This is a genomic window from Nonlabens xiamenensis (genome assembly GCF_003865345.1).
Taxonomy (GTDB): domain Bacteria; phylum Bacteroidota; class Bacteroidia; order Flavobacteriales; family Flavobacteriaceae; genus Nonlabens; species Nonlabens xiamenensis.
The window spans coordinates 401,782-415,037 of the sequence record NZ_RMVE01000001.1 but is presented as its reverse complement, the minus strand read 5'-3'; the positions used below and the strand labels follow the sequence as shown (position 1 = coordinate 415,037).

The window sequence follows — 13,256 nt, the reverse complement described above, 5'->3', positions numbered from 1 at the left end:
GTTGGTTTATATTTGAACCGCACAATACCACCTAATTATGGATCATCAACCAGAGAAGCAGCAGGAACAGGAAGTAGACCTGGTACCTGTATTTGTATGGATAGGCAACGGATTTAAAAATCTATTCAATGCTATTGGAAATGCCTTGAAGGGTATCGGACATTTTCTTATTCTATTCCTGATTTTTATCAAAAAAAACCTCATGCTTTTAAGCCTGTTTTTTATTGTAGGTGCGGCATTGGGCTTTTATTTGAGGCAGGAATCCAAAAAGATATTTACAGCCAAAATGAGGGTGCAACCCAATTTTGAAAGTGCAGGTCAATTGATCAGCAACATTAACTATTACAACTCGCTGCTGGATCAGGGGGATTATGAAAGGTTGAGTAATCAATTAGAGATACCTGAACAAGTAGTCAGTCAGTTGAAAAGTGTTGAAATAGAGGCAGATTTTAACGACACCGAACTGCTGGAGGAATACGATGAACTGGCTAGAAAGTCAGATACGATGGCCTTAGAGAACTTTACTTTTGAAGGGTTTAAAGCAGCCAAAAGAAATATTGACTATCAATATTATCACGTAATTGTCAGTGCTACAGATCGCCAGGTATTACAGGAGTATGCACCTAAATTAGTTGAGATCGAGGAGAATTCAAAAATCATGGCTGAACGACTGGCGGCCAGAGAATCGTCTCAATTCAATATTGAGAAATTGGAATACCAATTACAAGAATTGGATTCTTTGATCAGTTCCTATCAGGAAGCGATTAGAAAATCTGACAATAAGGACGATGGAGGCAATAACATTTACTTGAATAATAAGGATCAGAATTCGGTTTTCAGAGATGTTTTTTACCAAAAAGCCAACTTACTGAAGATGCTTAAGGAAGAAAGGTTAGAAAAATATTCTTATGATAAAACAGTGAATATGGTCTCCTTTTTGGTCACCAAAGGAACTTTAGAAAAACAACACCTCACGGTTAAATTTGCATTTGCATTCTTAGGTCTTGGGTTATTGGTTGCCCTGATTCCATTGCTCTGGAGGTTCTTAAACGATTACGAAAAAAAGGTATAATAAGCGTTTTTGCTATAGGATAACAGGTATATAGGTATCAAAATAATACCATGACAAAAAAAGTAGTTGTTCTAGGTGGCCAGGGTATGTTGGGTCAGGCTATTGCTGAAAGGTTGAATGCATTTGACTTGTCGGTTTTTTCAAGATCAGACTTGGATATCTCTTGTGCTGATCAATTGCACACAAAGCTGTTCCAGTTACAACCTGATTACATTATAAACTGTGCTGCCTACACCGCAGTAGATCTCGCAGAGGAGGAAATTGAGAAAGCATTTATGCTCAATGGTCTCGCTGTAGAAAAATTGGCCCAGATCAGCCAGCAATTGAGTGCTACATTGATTCATTTTTCCACGGATTATGTATTCGATGGGAAAGCGTCTAATCCATATCGACCGGATGATGAAACCGCTCCTATAAATGTGTATGGAGCCAGCAAGTTAAGGGGTGAGCAATCCATGAGAAAGACCAATGGGAAATACTATATCTTTAGGATATCGTGGTTATATGCGCCGCATGGCAAGAATTTCTTTAAATGGGTGGCCACCACGGATCAGACTGACCTCAAGGTGGTTAATACCCAAACTGGTTGCCCTACCAGTGCATTGGATGTGGCTGATTTTATCGGTCATGTGATCAATCAGGATCCAGAAGCTTATGGTACATATCACTTTGCTAACAAAGGAGTGATGACTTGGTATGATTTTGCCGTAGCTATCAATAAAGAACTTCAACTTAAAAGAAACATTAGTCCTGTTGCAGAATTTAAGACCGCTGCAAAGCGACCAAAGTATAGTGTAATGGACACCAAAGCAACAGAAAAAACATTTGGTTATACGATTCCTGAGGTTACAGTTAGTTTGAAAACGGTGGCCGATAAAATTAGTGATGGGGGTCAATTATAGCCATCTTTTAGTCTGAACAACAACCAGGAGCAGAGAGCCGATTCTAATTCCAAAAGCCTATTTTTGTCTTTACATTCAAGGATATGTCCCAACAACTTAACAAAGTAGCCCTGATTACAGGAGTCACCGGTCAAGACGGAGCTTATTTAAGCGAATTTCTATTGAAAAAAGGATATGAGGTTCACGGTATCAAACGCCGGGCCTCATTGTTTAATACAGATCGAATAGACCATCTTTACCAAGATCCACATGAAAAAAATGTCAGATTTAAACTGCATTATGGAGATTTGACTGACACCACTAATCTGACTCGAATTATCAAGGAAACCCAGCCAGATGAAATTTATAACCTGGCCGCTATGTCTCATGTTCAGGTTTCATTTGAAATGCCCGAATATACTGCGAATGCCGACGGTATCGGAGCACTGCGTATTCTAGAGTCGGTACGTTTGCTGGGGATGGAAAAGAAAACAAAGGTTTATCAGGCTTCAACCTCAGAGTTGTACGGTAAGGTTCAGGAAGTACCACAATCAGAAACAACTCCTTTTTACCCTCGTAGTCCTTATGCAGTAGCCAAAATGTATGCTTACTGGGCCACTGTAAATTATAGAGAAGCTTACGGTATGTTTGCGTGTAATGGAATTCTTTTTAACCATGAGTCTCCAGTACGTGGGGAGACTTTTGTTACCAGAAAGATCACCAGGGCAACTGCCAAAATCGTAAAGCGACTTCAAGAGAAAGTTTATTTAGGTAATCTGGATGCCAAAAGAGATTGGGGGCACGCCAAGGACTACGTGCGTATGATGTGGATGATTCTACAACACGATGAACCTGAGGATTGGGTAATTGCTACTGGGACTACCACTAGTGTTCGGGATTTCGTACGCATGGCATTTCAGTATGTAGGAATTGAATTAGAATTCAAAGGAGAAGGAGTTGAGGAGAAGGGTCTGGTGAAGTCTTGTTCCCATCCAGAATACCAACTAGATTTAGGCAAAGAAGTAGTCGCTGTCGACCCGAGATATTTCAGACCTACCGAGGTGGACTTGCTGATCGGCGACCCCACCAAAGCCAAGGAAAAATTAGGCTGGGTACCTGAAATCAATCTCCAGGAATTGATCAATGATATGATGCAGAGCGATCTACATTTGATGTCCAGAGAAGAATACCTCAAATCTGGTGGATATCGCATCAACAATTATTTTGAATGATGGATCTCAACGCAAGAATATTCGTTGCTGGACATCGCGGACTAGTAGGCAGTGCGATTGTAAATCAACTGAAAAAACAAGGTTTTAAGCATATCATTATGCGTACCCGAGCTCAGTTGGATCTCACTGACCAAATGGCCACCGCCAGATTTTTTGAACAGGAAAAACCGGATTACGTTTTTTTGGCTGCGGCTTCCGTGGGTGGTATTGTAGCCAATAACACTTATCGGGCAGATTTTATCTATCAGAACCTGATGATACAAAATAATGTGATCCATCAGAGTTATGTTGCTGGTGTTAAGAAGCTTCTATTTTTGGGCAGTACGTGTATTTATCCAAAAATGGCTCCCCAGCCCATGCCTGAGGACAGTTTACTCACTGGTCCGCTGGAATATACCAATGAGCCATATGCCATCGCTAAGATAGCTGGTATTAAAATGTGTGAGAGTTATAATCTCCAATACGGGACGAACTTTATATCGGTCATGCCCACCAATCTATACGGGCCTAATGATAATTTTGATTTGGAAAAATCCCATGTTTTACCTGCTTTAATCAGGAAGATGCACCTGGGGAAATTGTTGATGAAGGGCGATAAAAAGGCGATTTTAGAAGATTTAGGTGTAGAGGATTACGCTTTCGCGAAAGCGGAATTACACCAACACGGCATCTTTGAAGACCGCATACACCTGTGGGGAACAGGGAATCCAAAACGAGAGTTCTTGTGGTCTGAGGACATGGCCAGTGCCTGTGTTTTTTTGATGAATAAGGTAGGTTTTAAGGACTTAAGCCAGGAGATGGATGAGGTACGTAACACCCACATCAATATTGGCACGGGAGAAGATGTAGCGATCAACCAGCTGGCTGAAATGATCAAAACGGTTGTCGGATATCAGGGGCAATTATGCTGGGATGAAAGTAAGCCCGATGGTACACCTCGCAAGCTCACCGATGTAACCAAGCTTCACCAATTGGGCTGGAAACATAAAATCCAACTTGAAGTAGGCCTTGAGATGATGTATCACCATTACACTGAAAATTAAAACTTGTTACCTAAACTCTTTAATTCAGTAGGAATATCAAGATATTTCAATAACACCCTATGGCTTCTAATGGAGAAGGGCGTGAGGCTGATCGATGCCTTTTTTATAGGTATATGGATTGCCAATTATCTGGGGCCGACTGAATATGGAGTACTGAGTTATTCTGAGTCTTTTGTTTATTTATTTACAGCTATCGCGGCCTTAGGCTTAGATCAGATTATCGTTAAGGAACTCGTGGCTCATCCCGAAAAAAGGGATTCCATAATGGGTACTGCATTATCTCTTCGGTTTTTAGGTTTTGGATTAATGATTTTGGTTATGATTCCTATCATCTGGCTGCAGGGACTAGATCGTGTTACCATTTATCTAATTTTCTTTTTATCCATGGCTGTTGCTTTGCAGGGATTTAAAATTATTGATTTTTACTTTCAGAGTCAGGTTCAGAGCAGGCACACTGCCATTTGTAATATTTTAGTCGTTGGTTCGCTTGCTGTGTTCAAGGTATATCTGATTAGTTTTGAGTATTCCCTATTGTGGTTTGGATTTGCAATTTTCCTGGAATGGTTGCTACTATCGCTGACTTATCTGCTAGTTTATAGAAGGCAGCGATTGAATCTGTTTGCATGGCGATTTGACAAGGCCTTAGCCAAGAAATTTATTAAAAAGGGCAGGCTTTTGGTGCTGGGTTCAGTAGCGGCCGCTTTGTATATGAAAATTGATCAGGTGATGATTCGGGACTTTTTGGGAGAATATGAGGTTGGTATATACAGTGTGGCAGTCAAGCTTACCAGTGTTTGGATATTTGTGACGGTCGCTATCAACCAATCCATATTTCCCTCGCTTGTGGCCACTCGGAAGGAAAGTCGAGCCAAATTCATAGAGCGCTTGCAAAAACTCTATGACATTTTAATGAAAGTAGCTGTTTTTGCCTGTATTTCATATACTTTTTTAGGCCCTTGGATGGTGGATACTTTTTTTGGTTTGGCATATGCAGAAAGCAGTCAGCTGGTCGTCATTTACATTTGGTCCATCGTATTCTTGTTTCTAAGCAATGCTTCTTGGGGATTTTATCTGAATGAAGGTTTAGAGAAATTGGCGAGTATCAGGCTGGTGGTTGGAGCTGTGGTCAATATCTCATTAAATATTATTTTGATTCGACTGTACGGACTGGAAGGCGCTGCTTACGCTACTTTAATTTCTTATGCTTTATCTGGATATCTCATCAACGGCTGTTTTAAGGACACGAGAGAAAATTTTTATCTACAGACTAAATCCATTATTAATATCTTGAGCCCCAAAACCTGGATCAAACCATTATGAGTAATAAAATAAACAAAGAGGATTTACAAACGGTTGAATTTTCAATCGACCAGGTATGTACCCTATATTTCTATGGTGACCGTGTGATCAGGGGTGTTCATGATCAATATGTAGAACAGGTCAAAGAAATGATGAGCAATGGAATGATCGATGAGCTGGTGGAGAAAGGTCTCTTTGTTCAAACCTGGATCAGTGAACTGGAAATTGAAGGGCATGATTTAGTGATAGAACATAAAAAGATTCCTTATTGGAATTATCCATATGAATGGTCATTTTCTATGTTGCATGCCGCCGCCAACATAGTGTTGGATTGTAATGAGGTAGCTAATAAGTATGGCTTTGAATTATTTGATGTGCACGCTTTTAATGTGGTGTTTGATATGTCAAAGCCAGTATATGTGGATTTTGGTAGCTTTATTAAAACGGACGAACGGGACGGTAGTTCCTGGTCGGGTTATAACAATTTCTATAACTCCTTTTATATGCCGCTGTATTTGTACAACAGAGGCTATTCGGATTTGCCGAATAGTATACATTTATACAATGGACTCTTTAGTGATAAGGACCTTTTTTTACTGCGTCATAAATATTCGACAATTCTTGGTTCTTATCTCAGCAACCAGCTCTTCAAAGCGCATACCGCCATGCGACGCTTATCTGCTGCTAGATACACGCGGGTTATAGAGAAATATGGTAAACATCAAAGGATTAATCAAGTCCTCCAACTGAAAAAAAACCTGCAAGGATTTTACTCGGCCAGCAAGGCGAGAAAATTAATAGGTAGTGTCTCTAAGAGTAAAGCAGATTCATACTGGAAAGACTATCACAATGATAAAAACCCTGGTCAGGACCCTCGATTTATCAGGATCAATGAGATTATCAATACTGAGCTCAAAGACGCCTCATCATTGATCGAACTGGCCAGTAATCAGGGTAAGTTTGCCAATTTTATTCTTGAAAACTCACAAATCGATGAGATCATAGCCACAGATTATGATAGAAATGCCCTAGATCACATATATCTAAGAAATCAAGGGCGATCTGATATTTTACCTTTGGTTTTTGATTTTGTACGTCCTAACAATAGAAGTAATACTACAAACGTTCTCGATCGACTGAATGCTGATGTAGTCATGGCATTGGCTGTTACACATCATTTGATTTTGACGCAAGATGTAGGTTTGCAACATATTTTTAATGTGCTTTCCTCTCTGACTAAAAAATATGTGGTGGTAGAATTTATGCCTTTAGGCTTGTATTCAGGGGATCTAAACACGATTCCAGAAATCCCTGATTTTTATAATTTAGAGTGGTTTACAAAGAATTTTAAAAACAATTTTGATCTTATTCTAGACGAGCAGTTGGAAGTGAATAGGCATGTTTTTGTAGGTCAAGTCAGGACATCAAATCGAGTAGAATAGATATTGAAATCAGATTATATAAAAATGAGTTCTCATCATCTATGTTTTTAAGAAACCTCTTCATTTTTATCTATCTAATCATTCTGGTAGTTCTTTTTGGTTCATATGAGGCACCCTGGCAATTATGGTCTTCCTTTTTCTTGAGTGCCTTGCTCCTCACTTTTATCACCTACTACCACATTTTTATTGAAAAAAAGTACAGTCCTTTTCTGAGTACTTATATTGTTTTCAATTATTTGTTTTTTATCGTTGCGCCCATAATACAGTCTAAAAACTTCATGCCTTTAGACTCTCCTGTTTTTGACCATAAGTTCCCTTATAAGGAGGACCTTTTTATCAAAACCAATCTACTTATCTCTCTCTTTCACATCATTTTTTTCCTGACGTACATCGGCGTAAAGGGATATATTAAGACCATTAAGAAGCCCGTCTTGCTTACAAAAAGTAGGTCTACCCAAGTTGTTTTCCGTGACGTTTTTTACATCACTGTGATAAGCCTAATTCTAGTCGGCATTGGTTTGCCGTTTCTTATCGATGAATACGTTAGACATAACTGGACACCTTCATCTTTCAGCCCGGGCTACCAATTGGTTTTTAAAAAAATTGTTTTTTCAATTCCCATTGCAGCGATAGTACTTTGTAAATTGATTTTTGATAAAAAATCTATTTCCACCCAGACTTGGATAATCAATTGTTTGGTATGCGGAGCAATCATATTTTTTCTTTTTATTCTTAAAAATCCATTGGTCGAAAAGAGAAACGCCTTGGGTCCAGTTTACTTGCTACTTATATTTTTATTCTATCCCAAGCTTGTCAATAGTAACTTAAAGACTTGTTTATTATTATTTGTAGCCATGATTATCGTGTTTCCGCTTACTCAGGCACTGACACACTTGCAATATGGAATCACAGAATTAATCGAAAATCCTTCTTTATTATCTGCAGTAATTGATCGGGGTGATCTAAGTAAAGGTTTTATGTCGTTAAATTACGATGCTTTTGTCAACATTGGTATTGCAATAGAAGCCACAGAACTAAACGGGTTTTCTTATGGATTTCAATTATTGAGTGCCTTTTTATTTTTTGTGCCCAGAAGCATTTGGGCTGCTAAACCTGACGCCTCTGGATTGGTACTGGGAAATCACGTAATTGAGGAATACGGATTCAATTTTGCCAACCTTTCAAATCCATTGGTTTCTGAAGGTTACATGAATTTTGGTATTCCTGGAGTGGCCATTATGGCTTTTGCACTTGCCTTAACTTGTTTGTTTTTTCTCACCTGGCTTAACAGTAATGATTATTTGAAAAAAGCAACAGCATTTTACTTTGCGATTCACCTTCTCTTCCTCTTGAGGGGAGATTTTACAAATGGTTATAGTTACTTTGTGGGCGTGTTTATTGGTATCTATGTGATACCAAAGCTAATTATCAAAATGACAGGGACTATTTTAGATAAAAAGGTGTGGGTAAATACAAACTGATGCAAACAAAACTGAGAAAAGCGCTCGGGCTGGTATCTATGATTATTGCTTTCATGCCCGCCATTCCTAGAGGGGTAAGACCAATATTCTTAGGTGTTTTTCTGTTGCTGTCTATCATTGATGGCCTAAAGAGTAATGATAAATTTAAATGGAGTTATTTCCTCATGGCTTCATCGCTTTACGTTTTCTATTTACTTAGCCTGACCTATACCTCAGACCTAGAATATGGACTTAAAAAAATAGGCACGGCTATACCTCTGCTGCTATTTCCCTTGGCGTTTGCTTTTATGAGTAAAGCAAGTATCAGGTACATTCTAGATCGTAAATACAGACTGATGTGGTGCTATATTATTGCCACCACTGTGCTCTGTGTAGGGGCCTTCATCACGTTCAATTTTGACTACAGTTTTAGCGATAGCATTCTGCATTATGTAAACATCATCAGAAGCAGGATTTACGGATGGAAAATTCATCCCATCTACTTGAGCATGCATATCGCTGTATCCTTGATTATGGCGTTGTTTATTGTACGTAAAGGGTTGGGCATACTGCGATGGTTCGCCCTTATACTCATCAGCTTGATATTGTTGTTTTTCCTGATGATTATGATCAAAAAGGGTCCTATCATTGCCTTGATCTTGGTTGGCTTTTTACTTGTTTTCTTATTCAACAACAACAAACTGTATATAGTTTTTGGTTTGTTTTCGGCCATAGTCATTGGGACGATAACCCTTAACCCAAAAGTAAATAAAAGATTTACTGAGTTACTGCAGGTACAAGATGCGCAGTCCAAAAATTTGACTTCGACGTCGATCAGATATTCAATTTTCCAATGCGCCGAAGAGATCATCCCAGAAGCTGGATTTTTTGGTTTTGGCATTGGTGATGGTAAATCTGAATTGATCAACTGTTTTGAGGAAGAGATGGAATTTCTGGCCGAAAACAAGTATAATTCGCATAATCAATATCTAGGTTTGTTGCTGAAGGTCGGATACCTAGGATTATTTTTCTTTGCGCTTTTTCTGATTTATTATTTGGTGGATGCCTTTAGAAAAAAGAACTATATATTGGTAGCGCTCATATTATTTTATGCTTTGGTCATGTTGGCCGAAAACATTCTGGAAAGAGAAAACGGTGTATTGTTTTTCTCATTTTTTGTCAATCTATTCATCTTCACCTACTCGTTTAAGTCTACAAAGGATAAGGAAATACAAGTTGACACATCTATATCTGAGATCCAATACCTAGAATCACAATCTTAATCTATACCATTTGAAAAAGCTATTGATCACTGGTCCATTTCCTTTACCTATAACAGGAGTAAGCCTAGGAACCCAAATTGTTTATGATGAGTTTAAAAAGAAAGACAATTATCAAGTCCAAATGGTCAATACCAGTTACTCTAGATTTGATGAAAAAATCGGCAAATTAAGTCTGCACAAGGCCTGGTTTTATCTGAAGTTGCAGATCTTTTTCTATAAGGTTTTTAGGAACGATATTATATATATAACCATCGGTCAGACTTTCTACGGTGTCCTCAAATATGCATTATATATATTATCAGCGAGCGTGGCAAACAAGCAAATAGTTATTCATATTCATGGAAATTATTTAGGTAAGCAGTACAGTGAGTTGACCGGGATTAAAAAAAGATTGTTTCATTTCATCATGTCTAGAACAAATCAAGGAATTGTTTCTTCAGATTCACTTAAAGATAATTTTCGTCCATTTATACCTGAAGATCAAATTTTCAGCCTCAAGAATTTTACGCTAGACGAATTGTTTGTCTCTGACGAGGTAGTTCACGCCAAAAAATATGACCGACTTCATATTACTTACCTCAGCAATCTAATGTTAGAAAAAGGAATTTTTGAATTGCTCGAGGCTTTACTGAGTTTAGAGGAGGAAAATGTTCCTTATCAAGCGCGTATCGCTGGTAATATTGCCCCAGAAAATAGCGACCGTGTGATGCAATTACTGGAGAGACTAGAACATACAGAATACCTGGGCACGGTAGACGTCAAAGAAAAGACGGACCTGCTGACTTGGTCCAACATTTTTATTCTGCCCACTTTTTATACGATGGAGGCACAACCTTTTGCTATTTTGGAAGCTATGGCCACAGGAAATATGATTATTACCACTCCACATGCAGGTATACCTGATATATTTAGAGATCAAATCAACGGTGTATATGTCGAAAAACAAAACGCTGACAGTATTACCTCACAACTGAAAAAAGTCGCTGCTCAACCGTCTATGATCAGGAATTACGGCCTGCACAATGTTAAAGAGGCCAGAGAAAAATACAGAATTCCGCAATTTGCTGATAACCTAGAGGCCATCTTTAATGCTGCTCACTCATAGCAACTGAGAATAGTGCAATCAGGCGAGTTTGTGTTGAAATTGATGATAAACAACAGTCAAGGTGACGAGTATGATACTGGGATAAAGCTGCAGTAAGAGTCGATCCAGAGCTGTATCTAAATGCCATTGCAGATTTAAAGGTGTGATGATAAAAAACGCACAGTAGGCAACAAAAGTGATGAGTAAAACGACCAGTGGCAACTCTTTAAAAAACCTTTTTCCCAAAAGTAAAATAGAAATGAAGAATCCAATCAGTATCAGCGGAAATTCAAAATACAAAAGCGAAATAAGTTTGTCGTAAACCATTTCATATCGGGTAATGTTCAGGATATCCTCTAATATCTTATCATAGGAGTGGGACGTCAGGTCATTCTTAGGAGAGAGGAATACTCGATAAGAAATATGTGTCAGGAATAGTATAGCGAGTCCGTATAAGTAAAACAACAAATTCTTGATGTTTTTCAGATTGTACAAAAATACTACTGCCGAAACGATTAGAAAAAACACGAATCCTTCATTTTTGATCCAACAATTGATTGAGGCAAAAATCCCTAACAACACATAACTTTTTTTACCACCATCCTTCACTTTATACAGTAAGAGTATGGTAATAAGATAAAATAAGGCTACCGCGCTATCTGCATATTGGGTAGCCGTTTTAGTTATAAAATCTGCATTCACCGATAGACATCCAACCCCTACCAAGGCTAGTATTTTTCCCTTTTGAGTACTAAAGGAACTGTACATCACAAAAAGAATCGAGAGATAAATCAAAAACGAAACTATAAGTGGAATAACAGGACTTGTGCTCTCCATGATACGCCAAAACATAGCAGATACAGAAGGGAACAATAAAGGATAATCACTATGGCCCCATGTCATACGTTCATCGAGTAATCGCTCCCAAAGTACCGGCTCGTACAAAAATTTGGCATGCACATTCCAAATGGCATAAGCATCCCAACGGCCGTATTTTATAGAATTGGTTTCAAAAATATGCAGCCCGCAAAACGACATAAACGCAAATACTATTTGTGCATAGGATACTTTGTAGTCAAACCTGAAGAAATCTTTGATGGTATGTCTGTTTATTATAAAAAACACAATTGCCATGATCAATAAGGCCGAAATAACTGTTAGCCAGCCAATCCCCAAATAAGTTGATAGGATAAACAAGAAGCCGTGTAAGACCACACTTAAAATACTGAATAGAATGGTGTTTAGTGCCGTCGAATATCTAGCACCAAGTACATTGTTGAAAATAACAGCATACAAAGTGATCGATACAACTAATAAAATTGTTCCTATCATTTTCTTTCCATAAGTATAAAATTGAACCTCTTTTCTTCTACACGTTTGACTTCCTTAAATTCTTCCATTCGGAAAGTAGAATCCAACGGATAATTGAAGTTTTCTATAATCAAGGCATATTTATCCCCTTGATTTCCTCTATGGACGATGAGTGGTGCCAAAATATATTGGGCTTCAAAATGAATTTTCCTTTCTTCTGGAGAATTAGCCAGGAATGAGATTTTGTCTTCACCCTTTAAAAGCGGTCTTAAGTCTTTTACCCCTTTTTCGATTTCGTCTATTTGGACCGTTTTTTCTGTTTCTTCCTCAATATGATCGTATATAGAGTAGAAACAAAGAAGTAATATGATGATGAAAATTAAACGCTTGGCAATCATAGTTTAAAAATACCGTATTTCAATATGCAATAGATGGCTCTAAATCCATCCTTCCAATTGATCTTTTTCCCTTCTTCGTAAGTTCTTCCATAATAAGAGATCCCTACCTCATAGATTCGGATTTTTGGAATTCTAGAAATTTTAGCGGTGACTTCAGGTTCAAAGCCAAATCTGTTTTCTTTTAAGGTCAACCCTTGGATCATAGAGGTTTTGAACAATTTATAGCATGTTTCCATATCCGTAAGATTGAGATTTGTAGACATGTTAGAAAGTGTCGTCAGGAATTTGTTTCCTATAGTATGCCAAAAAAAGAGAATTCTATGTGGGTTACTTCCCATAAATCTAGATCCATAAACCACATCTGCAAATCCATTGACCACGGGTTTTAAAAGTTGATTGTATTCATTAGGATCGTATTCCAAATCTGCATCCTGAATAATTAAATATTCACCCGTAGCTTTTGATATACCCGTATGAAGTGCAGCACCTTTTCCTTTATTTACCTCGTGCTCAAAATAGGCAATAGGAAGTTCAGGGTTTTTATTGATGTATTCTTGAACTGCCTCTTTGGTCGAATCGGTTGAGTAATCATTGACAATAATCACTTCCTTTTCAATTTCATTAATTATTTTTACCTCCTTGACCTTGTCGAGAATAAGATGAATTGTCGCAGCTTCATTATATGCTGGAATGATAATAGACAGTTTGTTAAGCTCCATGAAGTCTGAAAAATGGTGAAAATAAGGCTTTC

The 13,256-nt window shown here is 38.1% G+C and carries 12 protein-coding genes; 9 read left to right on the top strand and 3 right to left on the bottom strand.

What is annotated here, in order from left to right; translation table 11 throughout:
- Positions 1-37: 37 nt before the first annotated feature.
- The 9 genes from EGM47_RS01950 to EGM47_RS01910 all read left to right on the top strand — a co-directional run bounded on the left by EGM47_RS01950 (position 38) and on the right by EGM47_RS01910 (position 10,817).
- Positions 38-1,072, top strand: a complete 1,035-nt coding sequence (locus EGM47_RS01950) for a hypothetical protein (protein WP_124979081.1) — start codon at positions 38-40, stop codon at positions 1,070-1,072.
- A 50-nt stretch (positions 1,073-1,122) separates the two neighbouring features.
- The gene (gene rfbD, locus EGM47_RS01945; protein ID WP_124979080.1) at positions 1,123-1,974 is read left to right on the top strand and encodes a dTDP-4-dehydrorhamnose reductase; all 852 of its coding nucleotides are present in this window, start codon (positions 1,123-1,125) and stop codon (positions 1,972-1,974) included.
- Positions 1,975-2,057: 83 nt separating this feature from the next.
- On the top strand, positions 2,058-3,185 hold the full coding sequence (gene gmd / locus EGM47_RS01940; protein ID WP_124979079.1) for a GDP-mannose 4,6-dehydratase: 1,128 nt from the start codon (positions 2,058-2,060) through the stop codon (positions 3,183-3,185).
- A complete protein-coding gene (locus EGM47_RS01935) occupies positions 3,185-4,228 on the top strand; it encodes a GDP-L-fucose synthase family protein (RefSeq protein ID WP_124979659.1) in 1,044 nt (347 codons plus the stop codon). Before gmd ends, EGM47_RS01935 begins: the two co-directional genes overlap by 1 nt.
- Before the next feature lie 3 nt (positions 4,229-4,231).
- Positions 4,232-5,548 (top strand): flippase, encoded by a 1,317-nt coding sequence (locus tag EGM47_RS01930; RefSeq protein WP_262707045.1) that lies wholly within the window; start codon positions 4,232-4,234, stop codon positions 5,546-5,548.
- Positions 5,545-6,969, top strand: coding sequence for a hypothetical protein (locus tag EGM47_RS01925; RefSeq protein WP_124979077.1), 1,425 nt, complete (start codon positions 5,545-5,547; stop codon positions 6,967-6,969). The genes EGM47_RS01930 and EGM47_RS01925 overlap by 4 nt, the downstream gene beginning before the upstream one ends.
- A gap of 431 nt (positions 6,970-7,400) precedes the next feature.
- The gene (locus EGM47_RS01920) at positions 7,401-8,450 is read left to right on the top strand and encodes an O-antigen polysaccharide polymerase Wzy (RefSeq protein ID WP_240642089.1); all 1,050 of its coding nucleotides are present in this window, start codon (positions 7,401-7,403) and stop codon (positions 8,448-8,450) included.
- Positions 8,450-9,712, top strand: a complete 1,263-nt coding sequence (locus EGM47_RS01915) for an O-antigen ligase family protein (RefSeq protein WP_124979075.1) — start codon at positions 8,450-8,452, stop codon at positions 9,710-9,712. The genes EGM47_RS01920 and EGM47_RS01915 overlap by 1 nt, the downstream gene beginning before the upstream one ends.
- Before the next feature lie 10 nt (positions 9,713-9,722).
- Positions 9,723-10,817, top strand: a complete 1,095-nt coding sequence (locus tag EGM47_RS01910; protein WP_124979074.1) for a glycosyltransferase family 4 protein — start codon at positions 9,723-9,725, stop codon at positions 10,815-10,817.
- Positions 10,818-10,835: 18 nt separating this feature from the next.
- On the opposite strand, the gene EGM47_RS01905 is transcribed toward EGM47_RS01910, so the two are convergent.
- Genes EGM47_RS01905 through EGM47_RS01895 form a run of 3 tightly spaced genes read right to left on the bottom strand, consistent with a single transcriptional unit; the run spans position 10,836 to position 13,224 of the window.
- Complete coding sequence (locus tag EGM47_RS01905; RefSeq protein ID WP_124979073.1) at positions 10,836-12,128, bottom strand: glycosyltransferase family 39 protein; 1,293 nt, start codon at positions 12,126-12,128, stop codon at positions 10,836-10,838.
- Positions 12,125-12,505 carry a hypothetical protein gene (locus EGM47_RS01900; RefSeq protein ID WP_124979072.1) on the bottom strand — a complete coding sequence of 127 codons (381 nt, stop codon included), beginning with the start codon at positions 12,503-12,505 and terminating at the stop codon, positions 12,125-12,127. The genes EGM47_RS01905 and EGM47_RS01900 overlap by 4 nt, the downstream gene beginning before the upstream one ends.
- The gene (locus EGM47_RS01895) at positions 12,502-13,224 is read right to left on the bottom strand and encodes a glycosyltransferase family 2 protein (protein WP_124979071.1); all 723 of its coding nucleotides are present in this window, start codon (positions 13,222-13,224) and stop codon (positions 12,502-12,504) included. Before EGM47_RS01895 ends, EGM47_RS01900 begins: the two co-directional genes overlap by 4 nt.
- Between the last annotated feature and the right edge of the window lie 32 nt (positions 13,225-13,256).